A 20,347-nucleotide genomic window follows, 5' to 3' on the forward strand; every position below is an offset into this window, starting at 1 on the left:
ACGGGCTCTCGGGGTGGTACCAGTCGCGTTTCGACGCCTTTACCGCAGAGACCGGGATCGCGGTGAACCTCGTCGAGGCCGGATCCGGCGAAGTCGTCTCTCGTCTCGAGAAAGAACAGTCGAACCCCCAGGCCGACGTCGTCGTCACGCTGCCGCCGTTCATTCAGAAGGCCGACTCCCAGGGACTCCTCGTGCCGAGCGGTATCGACACGTCCGCGGTTCCCGCGGCCGAAAAGGACGCGGCCGGTCACTACGTTCCCGTCGTCGACAACTACCTCTCGTTCATCGCCAACCCGGCGGCCTCGCCCACTCCCCGGACGTGGGACGACCTACTGTCCGACCAGTTCAAGGGCAAGATCCAGTACTCCACTCCCGGTCAGGCCGGCGACGGCACCGCGGTCCTGCTGCTCCTGCAGCACCTGAAAGGCAAGGACGGCGCACTCGACTACCTCGCCGACCTGCAGGCCAACAACGTGGGACCGTCGTCCTCGACCGGCAAACTGCAGCCGAAGGTCAGCAACGGCGAACTGCTCGTGGCCAACGGCGACGTCCAGATGAACCTCACGTCGATCGCCGACGACGGCTCGAAGTTCGACCTCTTCTTCCCCGCAGCCGCCGACGGCACCCGCACCACCGTCGCCCTGCCGTACGTGATGGGTCTGGCGAAGGGCGCGCCCCGCAGCGAGCAGGGCAAGCAGTTGATGGAGTTCCTGCTCTCCGAGGAGTCGCAGAAGACCGTCGCCGACGAGGCACTCGGCATGTCGGTCCGTGAGGACGTGCGCGCCACCGCAGGCGAGAGCGCCCCGGCGCGCGCACTGCAGGGGGTCCAGGTGTGGTCGCCGAACTGGAACGACGTACTCACCGAACTCGATTCGGACGTCGCCGCGTACCAGAAGGCCACCGGGAGCTGATCGTGTCGGGAATTCCAGCCAGGCGGGCACACCCGCTGCACGCCCCCGCGGTCCGCGGAGCAACCGACTTCTCTGCGCCTGCCATCACCTTCGACCGGGTCACCGTCGGCTACGGCCGCGGCAGGAGCGTCACCCACGCCCTGATCGACTTCACTCTGCGCGTGGGCCGCGGTGAGACGGTGGCGCTGCTCGGCCCGAGTGGGTCCGGCAAGTCGACCGCGCTCAAAGCCCTCGCGGGATTCGTCCGTCCCACTTCGGGTTCCGTGCGGCTCGGATCCCGAGACGTCACCGACCTTCCGCCCGCGAAACGGGGAATCGGCGTCGTCGTGCAGTCCTACGCCCTGTTCCCGCACATGCGGGTCGCCGACAACGTCGCGTTCGGCCTCCGCTCCCAGCGGGTGCCACGCGCGGAGATCGGCGCGCGGGTGGCCGAGGCCCTCGAGATGGTCGGGATGGCCGCCTACGGCAAGCGCCTGCCTCGTGAGCTGTCGGGCGGACAACAGCAGCGGATCGCGATCGCACGGGCCCTGGCGATCCGGCCCGCGGTCCTGCTGCTCGACGAACCACTCGCCGCGCTGGACGCGCAACTACGCGAGAGCATGCTCGGTGAGCTCTCGCGACTGCGGGCGGCGCTACCCGGCACCGCGATGCTCTACGTCACGCACGATCAGAGCGAGGCGCTGGCGCTGGCCGACCGGATCGCCGTCATGCGGAACTCCCGGCTCGCCGACATCGACACCGCCGAGAACCTCTGGAAACGGCCACCGAGCAGCTTCACCGCAGAATTCCTCGGCGGCGCCAACCTGCTGCCGTGCACCGTCACCCGGGTGATCGGAACGTCGGCGCTCGTGTCGATCGGCGGCGTCCCGGTCACCGCCACGGCCCCGCAACCCGACATCGGGCACGTGGAGTGGGAGTCGGACCTGCCCGCATTTCTGTGTGTCCGCCCGCATGCGGTGACGCTGACAGCGCCCGGCGCGCGCGGATCGTTCTCGGCCCGGATCGTCTCGACGGTGTGGCGGGGATCGACCACGCGGATCACGCTCGCCGTCGACGACTTCGAGGGAGTGCAGGTAGACGCGGACGTCTCCGGTCACGACCAGCGCCCACCGGGCACCGCCGTCGGCGTGCAGTTCCCCTCCGACGGCAGCGTCCTGGTGCCGGCGACGTGACCGCGACCCTCGAGCGTCCGCCCACCGAAGCGACGCCGCCCCGGCCCGCGCCGTTCCGGTGGCAGAGCATCGCGTGGACGCTGCCACCGCTGCTGCTCGTACTCGGTTTCGCCGTCTACCCGATGGCGCGTGTACTCACCGAATCGCTCGACACCGAAACCGGTTCCGGTCTGGACAACTGGTCCGGCGTCCTCGGCTCGGAACTGTTCCGCACGGCCCTGTGGCGGACGGTGCAGATCGCCACCCTCTCCACCCTGGGCTGCCTGGTCCTCGGCACGCTCCTCGCGCTCGTGCTGGCGTTCGTCCCGTTCACGGGATCGAAGGTCGTCGGACGGCTGATCGACGCGGTGCTGTCGCTCCCGTCGTTCCTGATCACGCTGGCGTTCACTTTCCTCTACGGCACGGCCGGGGCGGTGAACGCCCTGATCGCGCGCATCACCGGCGACACCCACGGACCACTGAACTTTCTCGGCACCCCACTCGGGGTGATCGCCGCGGAGATCACGTTCTTCACCCCGTTCGTCGTCCGGCCTCTGCTCGCCGCGTTCACCCAGATCCCCCGCGAACAACTCGACGTCGCCGCCAGTCTCGGGGCGTCGCCGCTGCGGGTGCTGCGGACCGTGGTGATGCCCGAGGCGTGGCCCGCACTGCTGGCGGGCGGCTCGCTGGTGCTGCTGCTGACCCTCAACGAATTCGGCATCGTCCTGTTCACGGGCGCCAAGGACGTGATGACGCTGCCCGTCCTGATCTACACACGCGGCATCGTCACGTTCGACCTGCCGGGCGCAGCCGTGATCGCCACTGTCCAGGTGGCGTTGTCGCTGACCCTGTACTGCACGTACCGATTTCTGTTCGCCAAGCTGACGGGAGGCAGCCGTGCTGCTGTGGACGAGAAGATCTAGGGCACTGGCCCTGAGCCTGTTCGCCCTCGTGGTGACCGTCGTGTTCGCGGCGCCGATCGCGACCGTGATCGCTGCCGCGCTGGCCGGATCCTGGACGGGCCCGCTGCCCTCGGACCTCGGCGGCCGCAACTTCGCGGCGGCACTGTCCGACGAGAATCTCGCCAGTCTCACCGTCAGCCTGCAGACGGCGTTCATCGCAGGCGCACTGGCACTCGTGGTCGGGACATGGGCGGCACTGGCAGCGCGGGAGGCGCCGACGTGGTTGCGCCGCACCACCGACGCCGTCTTCCACCTGCCGATCGCGATCCCGTCCGTGGCGATCGGTCTCGGTCTGCTGATCGCGTTCAACTCGCGACCGCTCCTGCTCGGCGGAACCAAGTGGATCGTGATCCTGGCACACACGATCCTCGTGCTTGCCTTCACGTTCAGCGCCGTCTCGGCGGCCCTGGACCGACTCGATCCCGCGTACCGGCAGGCCGCCGAGTCCCTCGGCGCCGGCCCCACCCGCGTCCTGCTGCGGATCACGCTGCCGCTCCTGCTGCCGGCCATCGGTGCCGCCGCGGGCCTGTCGATCGCACTGTCGATGGGCGAACTGGGCGCCACCGTGATGGTGTACCCCGCAACGTGGAAGACGCTGCCGGTGAGCATCTTCGGGCTCACCGACCGCGGTCGGGTGTTCCTCGCCGCGGCCGACACCACCCTGCTGCTGGCGGTCACGCTCCTCGCCCTGCTGGCCGTCGGCCGCATCCGCAGGCGCTGACGCACCCGTGCGTGGTTGACGAGTCCTGACACTCCTCAACCACGCACGGGCGGCGGAGCCGCCTACTTCTGGCGGAGCAGGTACCGCTGCACCTTTCCGCTGGGCGTCTTCGGCAGATTGGGGACGAAGTGCACGGTGCGCGGGTAAGCGTGCGCCGCGAACTTCTTCTTCACCAGCGTCTGCAGTTCGACCTCGAGTTCGCCGGTCCCGTCGACGCCGTCGCGCAGGACCACGAACGCCTCGAGTACCTCACCGCGCAACTCGTCGGGCATCCCGACGACCGCCGCCTCGACGACGTCGTCGTGCATGACGAGCACGCTCTCGACGTCGAAGGGCCCGATCCGGTAGCCGGCCATGATGATCACGTCGTCGTCGCGGGCGGAGAAGAAGTAGAAGCCGTCCTCGTCGGTCTGCCCGGCGTCGCCGGTGAGGTACCAGCGACCGTCGGCCGTGAACCGCTGCGCCGTCTTCTCCGGTGCGTCGACGTAGCCGGTGAACCACATCAGCGGGCTGTTGTGCGTGTCGATCGCGACCCGCCCCGGCGTGCGCGGCGGCGCGATCGCGTCGGAGTCGTCCTCGAGGACGGCGCACGCCCACCCCGGCAACGGTTTGCCCATGGACCCGTCGCGCACCTCTTCCCGCAGCCCGTCGGCCCAGGAGTTGGCGATGAACATGCCGTGCTCGGTCTGGCCGTAGTGATCGCGGACGAACACGTCCAGGTTGGCCTTCGCCCACGAGATCACGTCGGGAGTGAGCGGTTCACCCGCCGACGACGCGCGACGCAACGTCACCGTCTCGGGGATCGGCGTGGGGTCCGCCCGCAGACTGCGGTAGACCGTGGGGGCGGCCGCGAAGTTGGTGACGCCGAAGCGCTCCATCACCTGCCAGGTGAGGGGCGCGGAGAACCCGGCGTGGAGCAGGATGCTGCGAGTGCCCGCGGCGAGGGGCCCGAGCAGCGCGTAGTACAGGCCGTACGCCCAGCCGGGGTCGGCGGCGTTCCAGAACACGTCGTCCTTGCGGACGTCGAGGCCGAACTCCTGGTAGGCGTGGAACGACGCGAGTGCCCGCAGCCGCACCGGCACCCCCTTCGGTGTTCCGGTCGTGCCGCTGGTGAACAACTGGACGAGGGGTCCGTCGCCACCGACCGTGACGGCCGCACCCTTCGCATCCGCTGCGTCGTGCGACTCCACGAGCGTCGCGAAGTCGAGCGCGTCGGATCCTGCCCCGCCCACGACGACGACCTGCCAGGACGCGTCCGCGGGGATGTCCTCTCCGGGGGCCAGCTTGTCGAGTTGGTTGGCATCGGAGACGACGACCTTCGCGCCGCTCGCACCCAGCCGGAACGCGATCGCAGGCGGGGCGAACGCGGTGAACAGGGGAACGTGGACGGCACCCCGGCGCCAGATGCCGAGCAGCGCGACGACCAGTTCGGCCGACTTGCCCATCAGCGTCGCGACGTGGTCACCCGGCTCGACGCCGAGGTCCGCTAGTGCGGCGGCGAATCGCGTCGACTGCTCGCGCAGGTAGCCGTACGTGAGGTCCGTCGACGACAGGTCCGATTCGACGACGGTGAACGCCACGTCGTCGGCGGGGTGCCGATCGCACAGCAGTTCCGCGGCGGACGCCGTCGGCGCGTCGTACTGGTCCAGCAGCTCACGCACGCGTGCGGTGGGATCGGTGGTCATGCGGTACTCCTTGTGCTCTCATGGCCCGTGAAGGATGGTCGGGCCGTCGCCCGAACTCACTACGGTTATGATCTAGCTCACAGACCGCTGTGACTACCCCCGGAAAGGGGTGACCGACTTGGTTGCTCGTGCACCGTCGCTGCTGCGCCCTCGGGACGGGGACGCGCTTCGCGGTGAACTACGTTCCATCGCAGCTCACGGCGTCGCGCCGGTCCTGTTCGGCGGCGAGGTCCAGGACGGCACACTGCACCTCAGCGAGTTCGTCGGCACCCGCACCAACAACCTCAAGGGCCTCGCTATCCCCTCGCGTTCCGGTCTCGGCGGCCGAGTAGTCGCCCAGCGCACGCCCGCGGCGGTCAACGACTACGGCCGCTCCTCGACCATTACCCACCACTACGACCGGCCCGTCCTCAGCGAGGGGCTCCGGTCCATCCTGGCGGTGCCGGTGATGGTGCGGGGCAGCTCGCGTGCCGTGCTCTACGCCGCCATCCGCGACTGCGCACCGATCGGCGACCGCACCGCCGACATCGTCGTCGCGGCGTCCCGGCGCCTCGGCACCGAGATCGCCATCCGCGACGAGGTCGATCGCCGGCTCGAGATGATGAAGACACTCGACGTGAGCGGTGCCGGTGGCGCCACCACCGAGGAACTCCGCGACATCCACGCGGAGCTGCGGAGTGTCGCGCAGACTGTCGCCGACACGTCGTTGCAGGCCCGCCTCCGCGGGCTGTCACAGCGACTGGCGGGCATTCTGCGGCCGGACGCCGACGGCGCCGAGGTGGACCCCGGCGTCCACCTCACTCCACGTGAGATCGACGTCCTGTCCCACGTGGCCCTGGGATGCACCAACAGCGAAGCAGCACAGCGTCTCTCGGTGGGACCCGAGACGGTGAAGAGTTACCTGCGCAGTGCCATGAGCAAGCTCGACGCGCGGTCGCGCCACGAGGCGGTGGTCACCGCGCGCAGGCTCGGGCTGCTCCCCTAGCGACACGCGTCTTCTCGAACGAGGGACGCAGGCGGTAGCGAAAGGCGGTGGGTCATGGGATCGACAGCGGACGCCACGAGTTCGAACGCACCAGATTCGAATTCGCCCGAACAGCCGAGCCTCAAGCGGGTGATGGGCCCGGGGTTGCTCCTGCTGTTCATCGTCGGAGACATCCTCGGCACCGGTATCTACGCGCTGACCGGAAAGGTGGCCAATCAGGTCGGTGGCGCGGTGTGGCTGCCGTTCCTGGTGGCGTTCGTCGTCGCGATCATCACCGCGTTCAGTTATCTCGAGCTGGTCACCAAGTTCCCGAAGGCCGCAGGCGCCGCGCTGTACACGCACAAGGCGTTCGGGGTGCACTTCCTCACCTACATGGTCGCGTTCGCGGTCATGTGTTCGGGAATCACGTCCGCCTCGACGGCGTCGCGGGCGTTCGCCGCCAATTTCGTCGAGGCGTTCCACCTCGACTTCTCCACCGGGATCGGCATCACCCTGCTCGGTCTCGGATTCATGACGCTGGTGGGTCTCGTCAACTTCCGCGGGGTCAGCGAGAGCGTCAAGACCAACGTCGTACTCACCTGCGTGGAGCTGTCCGGTCTCCTGATCATCATCATGATCGGGCTGTGGGCCCTCGGCGTCGGAGACGGCGACTTCTCCCGGGTGGCGACGTTCGACACCGGCGACCGATCCGCGCTCGGCGCGGTCGTCGCGGGAACCGCCCTCGCCTTCTTCGCGATGGTCGGGTTCGAGGACTCGGTGAACATGGCCGAGGAATGCAAGGAACCGAGCCGCATCTTCCCCAAGGTCCTGCTGACCGGCCTGATCATCGCCGGCTGCATCTACGTGTTCGTGTCGATCACCGCGATCGCCCTCGTGCCGGTGAGCGAGCTCGGCGAGGGTGACACTCCGCTGCTGAAGGTCGTTCAGGCCGGGGCGCCCGCGTTCCCGATCGGGATCTTCGCGTTCATCACCATGTTCGCCGTCGCCAACACGGCGCTGATCAACATGCTGATGGCGAGCCGGTTGCTGTACGGCATGAGCCGGGAGGGCGTCCTTCCTCCCCCACTCGGCAAGGTTCACGCCACACGGCGCACACCGTACGTTGCCATCGTCTTCACCACGATCCTCGCTTTCGGCCTCATCACGTTCGTCGGCGAGGTTCCCGAACTCGGCGGCACCACCGCGCTGCTGCTGCTGGGCGTGTTCACCATCGTCAACATCACCGTGCTCGTCCTCCGCAAGCAACCAGTGGAGCACAAGCATTTCCGGGTGCCGACCGTCCTGCCGATCATCGGCGCCCTCACGTGTGGCTTCCTCGTCACTCCTTTCGCCGACCGCCCCGCGGTGCAGTACCAGATCGCGGGCGTTCTCCTCGGAATCGGTGTCGTGCTGTGGGCCTGCACCGTCCTCGTGAACAAGCGGCTCGGCAAGGGCGGACCCGAGATCGACCCCGAGAAACTCGCCGAGCACGAGTGACCCTCTCCCTCAGTACAGCGAGAGGAACAGTTCGACGGACCCGTCCGGATGATGTACCTCGAGATCCTCGGTGAAGGCGCGTTCGATCCGGCCGCGTGCCGCCGCGTAGTCGGCGACGCTCCACGTCTCGGCGAGCGCGTCCGGTTCCGATTCGTCCTCGCAACAGAATCGGGCGAAATAGCCGGAAAGTACGCCGACCAGGACGTCGCCGGGCTCCATCTTGTCGGTCGAATCGCACGGGTATCCGACGACGACCGTGAACGTGCGCGGCGGCGGTGAGGCCGCGTAGACCACGAAGATCTCCGAGATCCCCCGATCCCTGATCCGCTCCACCGTGTAGTCGACGAGTTCCCGTCCCGGCCCGGGACGTCCGGGTTTGCCTTCGGGAATGGTCAGGCCCACAAACGATTCCGCCTGCCGATTGACGATCTCGATCATCGCTTCTCACCCATCGCACTCGACGGCATGCCGGACTCGTCCACGTGGATCGGAATGTACAGGTCCACGGCGTAGGCGTGGGGATACGCTTCGAGGTCCCCGGTGTACGTCCGCTCGATGTCGCCGTTCGTCTCCGCCTCGCTGACCTGCGCCCACAGCCGCAGCATCACGTCGGGAAACATTCCCCGCGAGGAGAACTTGGCGTACGTGCCGGGCGGGATACGCGAAATGACGTGCCCCCGTGTGGCGTCGTCCACCGTCGCGCACTCGTAGCCGACGATCTGGGTGTAATACGACTCGACGTCGGGCGCGAAGTCGATGTAGGTGGAGGCGAGCGGCCCCCCGACCTCGTGGTGCAGCACGCGCGTCCATGCGCGGTCGAGGCGAGGGTCGCTCAGTTTCCCCAACGCGCGCTGGGGGCTGCGCACGGGCAGACCGGCCACCAGGGTCTCGCCGCGTTCGATGATCTCGAAGCCCATGTCAGATCGCATCCTCGAGCACGTGTGCGTCGCGAACGCCGACGCAGGGCACCCCTCGAGCCCGCGCCAGCTGCATCGCCATCGCATCGGATGGCGAACAGAGTCCGTCCAGGACGTCCTCGGTCGCGATCGCGCAGACGACGTCGCCCTCACATTCGCTGATCGTTTCGATTCCGCGGTCGGAAGCCCACTGCCGCAACGCAACCCACCGCGTGAGCTCGGTGCCGGCGCCCGGGCGCCCGACGAACAACACCCTCCGGGTGCCGTGCGCTGTCTCCACGCGATTCACTTCTGCACTGATGGTCATGGTCCGACTTCCTGTCCACGTTGGCTTTTCGATCCCGACTGTGCGGGTTCTTCCGTCTGCAACCAACTATGAACCGCCCCGGCGGCAGCGTCTGTCCACCGATCAGCCCCTGAGCAGGATGAATTCCGCGTCCTCCGATCGGTGGACAGCGTCGGTGTCAGTACCCCTCGGGCAGCGCGGCGAACATGTCGCGGGTGACGGCGACGGCGTTGTCGGAACTGCCGCCGCGCACCACCAGCGTCGCGAACGCGAGGTCGCCGCGGTACCCGACGAACCAGGCGTGCGAACCGCCCTCGACCTCGGCCTCACCCGTCTTGCCGTACACCTCACCCTGGTCTTCGATCCGCTCGGCGGTGCCGCTCGTCACCACGAGGCGCATCATCCCGCGCAGCCCGTCGACCATCTCCGGGCTGATCTGCGGACGGTCACCGTCGATCGTGGTTTCCCGTCCCGCGATCAACCGCGGCACAGGCGTCGAACCGTGTGCGATGGTCGCCGCGGCCAACGCCATCCCGAACGGGCTGACCACCACCTTGCCCTGCCCGAACCCGTCCTCGGTTCGCTGCACCAGATCCTCGGCAGGCGGCACCGAACCGGAGTCGGTCGGCAGGCCCACCACTTCGTAGTCGGGCCCGATTCCGTACTGCGACGCCGCGACCGTCAGTGCGTCGGGCCGCATCTCGCTGGCGAGTTTCGCGAACGACGTGTTGCACGAGCGGGCGAACGCCGTCGCCATCGGCACGGTGCCGAGCGCGAACTCGTTGTAATTGGGGACGCTGCGCTCACCGATCTCGATGCGTCCCGGACACGGCACCATCGTGTCGGGTGTCGCGATGCCCGACGAGATCGCGGCGCCTGCGGTGATGATCTTGAACGTCGAACCGGGCGGATACAGGCCGGTGAGCGCGACCGGTCCGTCCTTGTCCGCGGCCTTGTTCTGCGCGACGGCCAGCACGTCGCCGGTCGACGGCTGGATGACGACCATCATCGTCTGGTCGGTGCGGGCATTGACGGCGTTCTGCGCGGCGATCTGGATGGGACGGTCGAGGCTGATCGAGAACGACGGGGACGTCTGCGGAGCGGTCTCGGTGAGCACGTCCGTGTCGACACCGTTCTGGTTGACCGTGACCACACTCCAGCCGGCCTTGCCGTCGACCTCGTCGATCACGGTCTTCTTCACCTGACCGACCAGATCGGGTGCGAAGTTCCGGTCGGTGGCCACGAGATCGGCCTCGTCGGACACGCTCACCCCGGGAATGGCGCCGAGTACGCCGGCGACCTGTTCGTAGTCGTCCGACCGCAGCCTGGTGACGAGGTAGTCGCCCTTGACCGCCGTCGCCGATTCGGCGATCGACTGCGCAGTGAGCGTGTTGTCGAACGTGGCGAGGGCCGACGCGAGGGACTGGGCGCTGACGATCACGTTGCCCGACTGCGAAGCGTCGAGCTTCACGCGGTACACCACCCCGGGCACGAGAACGTCCGACCCGGAATGCTCGTTGACCCGCGCCCGCGGGGCGGCAGTGGAACGCAGCGACATCGTCTGCCGATCACCCAACCGGGGATGGACGTTGGTGGAACTCCAGCGCACGGCCCAGTCGCCGCCGCGCCGCCCCATCTGGAGTTCGCCCGAATACGTCCACACCCGGTTCTTCGGCAGATGCCATTCGTACGTGTACCCGACGGTGGCCGTGTCACCGCTGACGTGGACGTCCGTCGTCCGGGCGTCGAGGGCCTCGGCCTGCAGCGACGTCCACGCGGACTCGAGGGCCTGGCGGGCGACGTCGGGGCGATCCGACAGATCGGCGGCCTCCTCCGAGTCCTGCTCCGCGAACGCCGTCAGAAACGCCTGCGCGGCCGGTTCCGGACCGTCCGGTCTCGGCGTGCACGCCGTGAGACCCACCGTCAGCACAGCGGCGCCGCAGAGGGCGATCGACTGGACGACGCGTAAGCGAGAATATGGCCGCAGGTTCATCGCCGCCCATGGTATGTCGGCGGACACCGCCGACACGGTAGGCGGACAGCGAGTCAGTCCAGGAGAATTGTGGCGAACGTCGCGACCTGGCTGAAGCCGATCCGCGCGTACGCGCTGCGGGCCACCGTGTTGAAGCTGTTGACGTAGAGGCTGGCGATGCGGCCCTCCGCGATGACGGCCTCCGCGACCGTCGCCGTGCCCGCGGCCCCGAACCCGTGTCCGCGATACATCGGATGCACCCAGACACCCTGGATCTGCCCGACCCGCGAGGACACCGATCCGACCTCGGCCTTGAACACCACCTGACCGTCGTCGAATCTGGCCCACGCCCGGCCGGCGGCGATCAGATTGGCGACGCGGCGGCGGTACCCTCGTCCGCCGTCGTTGGCGCGGGGGTCGATGCCGACCTCCTCGATGAACATCGCGACCGCGGCAGGCAGGTACTGCTCGAGTTCGTGCATCCGCACCTGCCGGACCAAGGGGTCCGGGCGGCACTGCGGAGTACTCGCCAACGCCAGCAGCGGCTGGTCGGGCCGGACCTCGCGGGCAGGCCCCCAATCCATCTCCAGCATCTCCCACAGCGGCAGCGTCAGTTCGGCCCGGCCGACCAGCGACGAACACATCCGCGGCGTGCGACAGGCCCGGTCGGCGAACGCCCGCATGTCGTCGATGCTGCCGCGCAGCGGCACGAAATTCGCACCCGAGAAGCACAACGATTCGAGCGGCCCGCCCCGACTCCACAACTCTCCGTGGATCATCCGGGGATCGATGCCGCCCTCTTCAACGCGAGCGGCAACCATGCAGGCGGCGACAGGATCGGCGTCGAGAACGCGGAGCACGTGTGCTGCGTCCCGACTGCTCAACTGTTTGGCACCGAGGAGCTTGAGCATCTACCCAACCTTGTCAGCTAGTGGACCTGCCCACCAGATTGCCATGAACTCGCCGGAAACGGGAGACGTTTCGTTGCCCGCTGCCTGCGCCGACTCAGCTGACCGTCACGACGGGTGATCCGGACGTCGCATCACCCTCCATCTCCTCGGCGATCCGCATTGCTTCCTCGATCAGGGTTTCGACGATCTGCGCCTCCGGCACGGTCTTGATGACCTTGCCCTTGACGAAGATCTGGCCCTTGCCGTTGCCGGACGCGACACCCAGGTCGGCCTCGCGGGCCTCACCGGGACCGTTGACGACGCACCCCATGACGGCGACGCGCAGCGGAATCTCCATGCCCTCGAGCCCGGCGGTGACCTCGTCGGCCAGCGTGTACACATCGACCTGGGCCCGCCCGCACGACGGGCAGGACACGATCTCGAGCTTCCGGGGCCGCAGGTTCAGCGACTGCAGGATCTGCGTGCCGACCTTGATCTCCTCGGCGGGCGGAGCGGACAGCGACACCCGGATGGTGTCGCCGATGCCGTCGGCCAGCAGCGCGCCGAACGCCACCGCCGACTTGATCGTGCCCTGGAACGCCGGACCGGCCTCGGTCACCCCGAGGTGCAGCGGGTAGTTGCACTGCGCCGCCAGCTGCCGGTAGGCCTCGACCATGATCACCGGGTCGTTGTGCTTCACCGAGATCTTGATGTCGCCGAACCCGTGTTCCTCGAACAGCCCGGCCTCCCACAGGGCGGACTCGACCAGCGCCTCCGGCGTGGCCTTGCCGTACTTCTGCATCAGGCGCGGGTCGAGGGAACCGGCGTTGACGCCGATGCGGATCGGGATGCCGGCGTCGCCTGCGGCCTTCGCGACCTCCTTGACGCGTCCGTCGAACTCCTTGATGTTGCCGGGGTTCACACGGACGGCCGCGCAGCCCGCCTCGATGGCAGCGAAGATGTACCGGGGCTGGAAGTGGATGTCGGCGATGACCGGGATCTGGCTCTTCTTCGCGATGGTCGCGAGCGCGTCGGCATCCTCCTGCCGCGGGCAGGCGACGCGGACGATGTCGCAGCCGGACGCCGTGAGTTCGGCAATCTGCTGCAGGGTGGCGTTGACGTCGTGAGTCTTGGTGGTGCACATCGACTGCACGGATACCGGGAAGTCGCTGCCGACACCGACAGTTCCGACCTGGAGCTGGCGAGTCGTGCGGCGGGGTGCGAGAACGGCGGCCGGGCCTTCGGGCATACCCAATCCGACAGGGCTGGTCACGTGGGTGCCTTCTTTCGTAGCTTCAAGTCCGAGTTTAGCGATCACTGGAAGAGCTTGATCGGGTTGACGATGTCGGCGGTCAGCGTGAGGAGCATGTATGCGCCGCCTATGACGATCACCACATAGGTGACGGGCAGAAGTTTCATGTAGTCGACAGGTCCCCCGCTGGGAAGTCCGCGCCTGCTGCGGAACCAGTCCCGGACCCGCTCGTACAGGGTGACCGCCATGTGCCCGCCGTCGAGCGGCAGCAGCGGCAGGAGGTTGAACATCCCGAGGAAGAAGTTCAGGCTCGCGAGCAGCAGCACGAACGCTTCCCAGATTCCCTGTTCGGCGATCTGGCCGCCGATGACGCTGGCGCCGTACACGGAGATCGGGGTCTCCGGGTCGCGTTCGCCGCCCGTCACCGCGTGCCACAGGTCGACTGCCTTGCTCGGCATCTGCACCAGCCGCTCGGCGGTCATCACGAACATGTCGCCGGTGAACTCGAACGAGGCGGGCACCGCCGTGATAGCCGAGTGCTCGACGACGCTCGGTGTCGCGCCGATGCCGATCGCGCCGACGGTCGCCTCGTGAGGCTCGGTCTCCCCCTCCTCTTGGACCCAGCGCTGCACCTGCTGGACCGGGACGACGATCGTCTGCTCTTCGCCGTCCCGCTCGATCGTGAAGTCGACCGGACCGGACAGCGAACGCGTGGCGGCGGCCACGTCGGCGAACGAGGGCGTGTCCTTGCCGTCGACCGCGGTGATGACGTCACCGGTCCTGATGCCCGCCTGCTCGGCGGGGCCCGGGCCGGTGCACTCGGACAGGGCGTAGTCGGGGCCGGGCCCCTGGGTCGGCGCCGCGCACCCGACCGAACCGACGACCGCGTCCGTGGACCGGTTGAGGTCGGGCAGCCCCCACCCGACCGCGAGGACGTAGACCAGCACGAGCCCGAGGACGAAGTTCATGCCGATGCCGCCGGACATCACCGCGAGGCGCTTCCAGGTCGGCTTCTTGTACATGGCCCGGTCTTCTTCGTCCGGTTCGAGTTCGTCCAGCGCCGTCATCCCGGCGATGTCGCAGAACCCGCCGAGCGGGAGCGCCTTGAGCCCGTACTCGGTCTCACCGCGGCGGAAGGAGAAAATTTTGGGTCCGAAACCGATGAAGTACCGGCGGACCTTCATGCCGGTGGCCTGCGCCACCCACATGTGCCCCGCTTCGTGAAGTGCGATCGACAGCGCGATCCCGAGGGCGAAGAGAACAACGCCCACTGCGAACACCATGCAGTTCTAGCCTTCCTGCTTCACGAGCTGACGTGCTCGCTCACGTGCCCAGCCGTCGGCGGCCAGTACATCTTCCACGGTAGCCGGTGGCGCCGACCACTCGTCCGCCTCGGACAGCACGGAGGCGACGGTGCGGACGATGCGCGGGAACCGGATGATCCCGTCCAAGAATGCCTGAGCCGCGACCTCGTTCGCAGCGTTGTAGACGGCGGTGAGGCATCCCCCACTCTTGCCTGCCTCGCGGGCGAGGTCGACGGCGGGGAAAACCTGCGAGTCGAGTGGCTCGAATTCCCAGGTGGATGCGGTGCCGAAGTCGCAGGCCGCGGCGGCGCCGGCCACACGGTGCGGCCAACCGAGCGCCAGGGCGATCGGGAGCTTCATGTCGGGCGGGCTGGCCTGCGCCAGCGTCGACCCGTCGGTGAACGTGACCATCGAATGCACGATGGACTGCGGGTGAACGGTGACGTCGATCCGGTCGTAGTCGACGCCGAACAGCAGGTGGGTCTCGATCAGTTCGAGCCCCTTGTTGACGAGTGTCGCGGAGTTCAGCGTGTTCATCGGCCCCATCGACCACGTCGGGTGGGCACCGGCCTGCTCGGGTGTGACCGATTCGAGCCGATCGGCCGTCCAGCCGCGGAACGGTCCGCCCGAGGCGGTGAGCACCAGCCGGTCCACCTCGTTCGCGCTGCCACCCCGCAGGCACTGGGCCAGCGCGGAGTGTTCCGAGTCGACCGGCACGATCTGTCCCGGAGCCGCCGCGGCAGTGACGAGGGGCCCGCCGGCGACGAGCGACTCCTTGTTGGCGAGGGCGAGCCGCGCACCGGACTCGAGGGCGGCCAGGGTCGGCTCCAGCCCCAGCGAACCGACCAGTGCGTTGAGCACGACGTCCGCTTCCGTGGTCCGCACGAGTTCGGTGACGGCGTCCGGTCCGCTCAGCACGCCGGGCCGATCCAGCGATGCGGCGGCCGGCGGATCCGCGACTGCGACAGAGGACACACCCGTCTCACGAATCTGCCGGGCCAGCAGTTCGACGTTTCCGCCACCGGCCGCGAGTCCCACCACCGTGAACTTGTCCGGGTTGGCGGCCACCACCTCCAACGCCTGGGTACCGATCGAACCTGTGCTGCCGAGCAGCAGGACGCGAGTGGGCCTGTTTTCATCCACCCACCCATTGTTCCTGATGAAATGCGGACGGCCCGCCATGGATGGCCCCGCTACATACGACGGGCAGTCGTATGTCACGATATGTCGAGTAGCGCAACCGAATCTGCAGGAGGATCGATCGTGGCCGGTACCCAGTTGGAGCCCTCGTCCAGCGACCCCATCGTGGCCGCACACATCGACACCGCGGAGGTCCCGTCGGCAGCGTGGGGCTGGAGCGGTGAGGCGCCGAAGACGTTCCGATTCTTCGGATGGTTCTTCGCCGTGTTCCTGCTGCTCATGATCATCGGCAACCACACCGGCCTGGTCGAGGACCTGTGGCTGATCGGCTGCGCGGCCCTGATGGTCCTGATCCTCGTTCGCGACATCGTCCTGCGGCGCAAGCCCCGGTAACACCGAACCACAAGCGAAACCCCTCGTCCCCGATCACTCGGGGACGAGGGGTTTCGTCGTTTCGGTCGGTGCGGCGGACCTAGTTCTCGGCCGCGAGCTGCCCGCAGGCGGCTGCGATCTCCTGGCCGCGGGTATCCCGCACGGTGCAGGACACACCCTGCGCCAGCACGCGCCGGACGAATTCCTTCTCCACCGGCTTCGGGCTCGCGTCCCACTCACTGCCCGGTGTGGGGTTCAGCGGAATGAGATTCACGTGCACCAGCGGCCCGAGCGCCTTGCGCAGTTTCTTACCCAGCAGGTCGGCGCGCCACGGCTGATCGTTCACGTCCCGGATCAGCGCGTACTCGATCGAGACGCGGCGCCCGGACTTGTCCGCGTAGTACCGGGCGGCGTCGAGGACCTCCGCCACCGACCAGCGGTTGTTCACAGGGACCAGGGTGTCGCGCAGTTCGTCGTCCGGGGTGTGCAGAGACACGGCCAGCGTGACGCTGAGATCCTCGTCGGCGAGCTTGCGGATCGCAGGCGCCAGACCCACCGTCGACACCGTCACGGAGCGCTGCGACAAACCGAGGCCGTCGGGGGCGGGCGAGGTGATACGACGGACGGCGGCGACCACTCGCTTGTAGTTGGCGAGCGGCTCCCCCATCCCCATGAAGACGACGTTCGACAACCGGCCCGGACCGCCGTGGACGTCACCGTCGCGCAGAGCGGCGGCGGCCGCACGCACCTGGTCGACGATCTCGGCGGTCGAGAGGTTGCGTTGCAGCCCGCCCTGACCGGTCGCGCAGAACGGGCACGCCATTCCGCACCCCGCCTGGCTGGAGATGCACAGCGTCGCGCGGTCGGGGTAACGCATGAGAACACTCTCGAGCAGCGTCCCGTCGTTGGCCTTCCAGAGCGTCTTGCGGGTGTCGCCGCCGTCGCAGGCCAGGTGCTTGACCGGGGTCAGCAGCGTCGGGAACAGGGCCGCGCCCACCTGCTCGCGCACGGCGGCGGGGAGATCGGTCATCCTCTCCGGATCCGCCTCGAGCCGCGCATAGTACTGCCGGGCCAGCTGATCGGCCCGGAAACCGGGCAGACCCAGCTCCTTGACGGCCTCCCGCCGCTCGGCGGAGTCGAGGTCCGCGAGATGCTTGGGCGGCATCCCACGCCGGGGCGCGGTGAAAACGAGGGGAAGCGAGACAGCCATAGTTTCTCCATTGTCCCATTGATTCGGGGGTCGTTGTCGTGCGGATGCCTGATCGACGTCGTTTCGCCGCCCGATGCGCATGCGGAACCCGTCCAGGTGGGTGAAGATCAACTTATGTCGACAACACCGGACGACCCCTCGAACTTCCCTCCGGACGTCCCGGCAGGTCGCGGTCCCGGCACCGGACCCGTGCCTGCCGACCCGCCGCACCCCGACACCACACCGGCAGGCACCGAGCATCCCGACGTCGCACGCCGCAAGGGCATCACGCACACCCGGGTGGGCGCCACGTGGACCGGTCTGGTGATCGGAATCGTCGTTCTGGTACTGCTTCTCGTGTTCATCCTGCAGAACCTCGACAGCGTGACTCTCGAAATGTTCGCCTGGGAATTCACCCTCCCGCTGGGTGTCACGCTGTTGTTCGCGGCGATCGCCGGCGCGGTGATCATGGCCCTCGCGGGCGGGGTCCGCATCATCCAGATCCGTCGGGCAGCGAACCGGCAGCGGCGCCTGAACAGTAATTTCTAACTGAACAATAGTTACGCAAGTGGATTGCGCAGACGCTGAGCGAGCAGAATTACTGTCGTGGATATCACCGGAAGGGCACGACTGTGAAGGCCGACATGGAGACGACTGTGGCACCGCGTATCGCGGCTGAACAAGCACGATCCTGGCTGCTGGTTCCCGCCGGCAAGCCCGAGGGTTTCGAGGCGGCCCATGCCAGCGCCGCCGACGCCGTGATCCTCGACCTCGAGGACGCCGTCACCCCCGACCGCAAACCCCGGGCCCGCGCCGACGTCGTCGCCTGGCTCGGCGAGAACCGGCGCGCGTGGGTGCGGATCAACGACGCCACCACCCCCTACTGGGCGGACGACCTGGCAGCCCTGGACGGTGTTCCCGGGCTCGAAGGCGTCATGCTCGCCAAGACCGAGAGTGGCATGCAGGTCGACGCCACCGCCGAGCGCCTCCCCGAGGGCACGAAGGTGCTCGCCCTCGTCGAATCCGCGATGGGACTCGAGGCGGCACCCGAGATCGCCCGGACGGAGGCCACGTTCCGGCTCGCGTTCGGCAGCGGCGACTTCCGCCGCGACACCGGGATGGACGATTCGCCGCTGGCGATGGCCTATCCCCGCTCCCGGCTGACGGTCGCCAGCCGGGCCGCCCGGATCGCACCGCCGATCGACGGCCCCACCCTCGGCACCGACATCGACGCCCTGGTCCGGGCATCGGCGCTGACCCTGTCGATGGGCATGACCGGGAAGCTGTGCATGACCATTGCGCAGACGGCCCCGGTCAACGACGCACTGAGCCCCTCCCCGGCCGACGCCGAATGGGCCCGCGACGTGATCGCGGACCTCGGCGAGGACGGCTCCCGAGTGCGGGACGGCAGCGACCTCCCCAAACTGGCGAAGGCCAAGAAGATCAACGCGCTCGCGAAGCTCTTCCACATCGCACCGCGGTAACGACCCCGGTCAGAGCATCTCCAGCCCGGCGGGCTTTCGGCGGACGTGCACGCGATAGCGCACGTCGAGAGCCACGCCGGGTGTCTGCGCGAACGCCTTCGATGCCGTCTTCCCGGTGAACTCGATACCGAGCACACCGCGCAACGATTCCCGATCCGGGAAACGCCATCGTGTCTCCACGCGCACCAGGTCGAACCCCTGCGCCGCGAAGAAGGCCTCGACGGCCGCCGGGTTGTACTGCGGCAGGTCGGCCCGCATCCACTCGCCGTACGGATGGGCTGTGGCGTCGAGATCCACCACCACCAGCGCGCCGCCCGGGCGCAGCACACGCATCGCCTCGCAGATTCCGCGGCCGCAGCCGGGACCGAAGAAATAAGCAGTCCGCGCGTGCACGACGTCCACGCTCGCGTCACCGAGGGGTATGCCCTCGGCCGAGCCCTCGATCACCCGGACGTTCGGCAGGTGCCCCACGCGGGTGCGGGCACGTTCCAGCAGGGGCGGATGCGGCTCGACTCCGTAGACCGTGGCCGCCGACTCGGCGAAGACCGGCAGGTGGAAGCCGGAACCGCAGCCCACATCGGCGACGGCGCCGCCCGTCCAGTCCACGGCCCCGCGCAGGTGCCGGAAGATCGCCCCGTCCACGTCCTGGGCACGATTCTCGACCTCGTACCACTCGGGCCAGTGCCAGATGTTCGGGCTGGGGATGGTCACGGCAGGACGGTCAGACGAGGACCGTGAGCACCAGCCACGTCACGAACGCCGACGGCAGCAGGGAATCGAGACGGTCCATGATGCCCCCGTGCCCGGGGAGCAAAGTGCCCATGTCCTTGATGCGGAGTTCTCGCTTGACCTGGGATTCGATGAGATCGCCGAGCGTGGCGGTGACCACCAGGACAACGCCGAGGAGCACGCCGATCATCGAGTTCTCGTCGAGGATCAGGGTGACCGTGAGCAGGCTGCCGATGACGCAGAACAGCAGCGAACCGAAGAACCCTTCCCACGACTTCTTGGGGCTGATCGCCGGCACCATCGGATGCTTGCCGAACAGCACACCCGCCGCGTAGCCGCCCACGTCGGAGCAGACAACGCCGATCATCAGGCACAGCACCCGCCCGGCGCCGTCGTCCTGCAACACCATCAGCACGGCGAACGACGCCAGCAACGGGATCCAGGAGGCGACGAACACGGTGATCGCCGTGTCCCGGAGGAAATTCTGTGGTGCCGCCTTCAGCCCGTGGTCGAACAGGCGCCAGACCATGCAGACGAGCACCGTCCCCGCGAATGCACTGAGCACCCCCACCGGGCCGAACGGCCAGCCGAGCCACAGGATCGCCTGACCGCCCGCGAGCAGCGGGATCCGGGGTGCGCTGATCCCGGCCTCACGCAGACGCTTGGTGACCTCCCACGTGGCCACGGCCATCGCGACGGCCACCACGCCGATCCACACCAGCGGCACGTAGACGAGGATCAGGATCAGCGCGACGCCGAGACCGACGCCCACGCCGATCGCGGCGGGAAGGTTACGCCCGGCCTTCGATTTCGCGGCCGGGGCCGCCTCCGGCGCGGGCGCACCCCCGGAGACCGGTTCCGAGGGGTCGCCCTCGGAGATGGGTCCCCCTGGGGTCCCGTGTTCTGCTGGCACGGTCACTG

General features: G+C 68.2%; 21 protein-coding genes. 9 read left to right on the forward strand and 12 right to left on the reverse strand.

The window, feature by feature from the left end; translation table 11 throughout:
• From DTA22_RS10110 to DTA22_RS10125, 4 genes are all read left to right on the forward strand, one after another.
• The coding region (locus tag DTA22_RS10110; RefSeq protein ID WP_112299348.1) for a 2-aminoethylphosphonate ABC transporter substrate-binding protein at positions 1-911 on the forward strand (911 nt) is incomplete at its 5' end.
• 2 nt (positions 912-913) lie between these two features.
• Positions 914-2,083 carry an ABC transporter ATP-binding protein gene (locus tag DTA22_RS10115; RefSeq protein WP_112299349.1) on the forward strand — a complete coding sequence of 390 codons (1,170 nt, stop codon included), beginning with the start codon at positions 914-916 and terminating at the stop codon, positions 2,081-2,083.
• On the forward strand, positions 2,080-2,985 hold the full coding sequence (locus DTA22_RS10120; protein WP_112299350.1) for a 2-aminoethylphosphonate ABC transporter permease subunit: 906 nt from the start codon (positions 2,080-2,082) through the stop codon (positions 2,983-2,985). Before DTA22_RS10115 ends, DTA22_RS10120 begins: the two co-directional genes overlap by 4 nt.
• Positions 2,960-3,745, forward strand: coding sequence for an ABC transporter permease (locus DTA22_RS10125; protein ID WP_112299351.1), 786 nt, complete (start codon positions 2,960-2,962; stop codon positions 3,743-3,745). Before DTA22_RS10120 ends, DTA22_RS10125 begins: the two co-directional genes overlap by 26 nt.
• Positions 3,746-3,807: 62 nt before the next feature.
• Here DTA22_RS10125 and DTA22_RS10130 read toward each other — a convergent pair whose 3' ends face one another.
• Positions 3,808-5,430 carry an AMP-binding protein gene (locus DTA22_RS10130; protein WP_112299352.1) on the reverse strand — a complete coding sequence of 541 codons (1,623 nt, stop codon included), beginning with the start codon at positions 5,428-5,430 and terminating at the stop codon, positions 3,808-3,810.
• A gap of 109 nt (positions 5,431-5,539) precedes the next feature.
• Between DTA22_RS10130 and DTA22_RS10135 the strand changes: the two genes are divergently transcribed.
• The gene (locus tag DTA22_RS10135) at positions 5,540-6,415 is read left to right on the forward strand and encodes a helix-turn-helix transcriptional regulator (protein WP_112299353.1); all 876 of its coding nucleotides are present in this window, start codon (positions 5,540-5,542) and stop codon (positions 6,413-6,415) included.
• A 54-nt stretch (positions 6,416-6,469) separates the two neighbouring features.
• Entirely contained in the window at positions 6,470-7,891 is a 1,422-nt protein-coding gene (locus DTA22_RS10140) for an APC family permease (protein ID WP_112299354.1), read from the forward strand.
• Positions 7,892-7,900: 9 nt separating this feature from the next.
• Here DTA22_RS10140 and DTA22_RS10145 read toward each other — a convergent pair whose 3' ends face one another.
• The 8 genes from DTA22_RS10145 to dxr all read right to left on the reverse strand — a co-directional run bounded on the left by DTA22_RS10145 (position 7,901) and on the right by dxr (position 15,694).
• Positions 7,901-8,329 carry an AraC family transcriptional regulator gene (locus DTA22_RS10145; RefSeq protein WP_112299355.1) on the reverse strand — a complete coding sequence of 143 codons (429 nt, stop codon included), beginning with the start codon at positions 8,327-8,329 and terminating at the stop codon, positions 7,901-7,903.
• Positions 8,326-8,808 (reverse strand): GyrI-like domain-containing protein, encoded by a 483-nt coding sequence (locus tag DTA22_RS10150; RefSeq protein WP_037245594.1) that lies wholly within the window; start codon positions 8,806-8,808, stop codon positions 8,326-8,328. The genes DTA22_RS10145 and DTA22_RS10150 overlap by 4 nt, the downstream gene beginning before the upstream one ends.
• 1 nt (position 8,809) lies before the next feature.
• Positions 8,810-9,115 (reverse strand): hypothetical protein, encoded by a 306-nt coding sequence (locus DTA22_RS10155; protein ID WP_112299356.1) that lies wholly within the window; start codon positions 9,113-9,115, stop codon positions 8,810-8,812.
• A gap of 157 nt (positions 9,116-9,272) precedes the next feature.
• Positions 9,273-11,087 (reverse strand): penicillin-binding transpeptidase domain-containing protein, encoded by a 1,815-nt coding sequence (locus DTA22_RS10160; RefSeq protein ID WP_174233782.1) that lies wholly within the window; start codon positions 11,085-11,087, stop codon positions 9,273-9,275.
• 53 nt (positions 11,088-11,140) lie between these two features.
• On the reverse strand, positions 11,141-11,977 hold the full coding sequence (locus DTA22_RS10165; protein ID WP_005240559.1) for a GNAT family N-acetyltransferase: 837 nt from the start codon (positions 11,975-11,977) through the stop codon (positions 11,141-11,143).
• A gap of 94 nt (positions 11,978-12,071) precedes the next feature.
• Entirely contained in the window at positions 12,072-13,229 is a 1,158-nt protein-coding gene (gene ispG / locus DTA22_RS10170; protein ID WP_037245590.1) for a flavodoxin-dependent (E)-4-hydroxy-3-methylbut-2-enyl-diphosphate synthase, read from the reverse strand.
• A gap of 41 nt (positions 13,230-13,270) precedes the next feature.
• Positions 13,271-14,491, reverse strand: a complete 1,221-nt coding sequence (locus DTA22_RS10175) for a M50 family metallopeptidase (RefSeq protein ID WP_112299358.1) — start codon at positions 14,489-14,491, stop codon at positions 13,271-13,273.
• 6 nt (positions 14,492-14,497) lie between these two features.
• Positions 14,498-15,694, reverse strand: a complete 1,197-nt coding sequence (dxr, locus tag DTA22_RS10180) for a 1-deoxy-D-xylulose-5-phosphate reductoisomerase (RefSeq protein ID WP_409372695.1) — start codon at positions 15,692-15,694, stop codon at positions 14,498-14,500.
• Positions 15,695-15,775: 81 nt separating this feature from the next.
• On the opposite strand from dxr, the gene DTA22_RS10185 reads away from it, so the two are divergent.
• Positions 15,776-16,045, forward strand: a complete 270-nt coding sequence (locus DTA22_RS10185) for a DUF2631 domain-containing protein (RefSeq protein ID WP_005259333.1) — start codon at positions 15,776-15,778, stop codon at positions 16,043-16,045.
• 79 nt (positions 16,046-16,124) lie between these two features.
• Here the strand turns inward: DTA22_RS10185 and rlmN are convergent, their stop codons facing one another.
• On the reverse strand, positions 16,125-17,234 hold the full coding sequence (gene rlmN, locus DTA22_RS10190; RefSeq protein WP_112299360.1) for a 23S rRNA (adenine(2503)-C(2))-methyltransferase RlmN: 1,110 nt from the start codon (positions 17,232-17,234) through the stop codon (positions 16,125-16,127).
• A gap of 114 nt (positions 17,235-17,348) precedes the next feature.
• Between rlmN and DTA22_RS10195 the strand changes: the two genes are divergently transcribed.
• Positions 17,349-17,762, forward strand: coding sequence for a LapA family protein (locus DTA22_RS10195; protein WP_112299361.1), 414 nt, complete (start codon positions 17,349-17,351; stop codon positions 17,760-17,762).
• An 83-nt stretch (positions 17,763-17,845) separates the two neighbouring features.
• On the forward strand, positions 17,846-18,697 hold the full coding sequence (locus DTA22_RS10200; RefSeq protein ID WP_174233783.1) for an HpcH/HpaI aldolase/citrate lyase family protein: 852 nt from the start codon (positions 17,846-17,848) through the stop codon (positions 18,695-18,697).
• A 9-nt stretch (positions 18,698-18,706) separates the two neighbouring features.
• Here DTA22_RS10200 and DTA22_RS10205 read toward each other — a convergent pair whose 3' ends face one another.
• Together DTA22_RS10205 and DTA22_RS10210 are read right to left on the reverse strand one after the other, a co-directional pair.
• Positions 18,707-19,408, reverse strand: coding sequence for a class I SAM-dependent methyltransferase (locus DTA22_RS10205; protein WP_037245580.1), 702 nt, complete (start codon positions 19,406-19,408; stop codon positions 18,707-18,709).
• A 10-nt stretch (positions 19,409-19,418) separates the two neighbouring features.
• Positions 19,419-20,345: a phosphatidate cytidylyltransferase gene (locus DTA22_RS10210; protein ID WP_112299362.1), complete on the reverse strand. Its 927-nt coding sequence runs from the start codon at positions 20,343-20,345 to the stop codon at positions 19,419-19,421.
• Positions 20,346-20,347 lie beyond the last annotated feature (2 nt).

This window comes from Rhodococcus wratislaviensis (genome assembly GCF_900455735.1).
Lineage (GTDB): Bacteria > Actinomycetota > Actinomycetes > Mycobacteriales > Mycobacteriaceae > Rhodococcus_F > Rhodococcus_F wratislaviensis.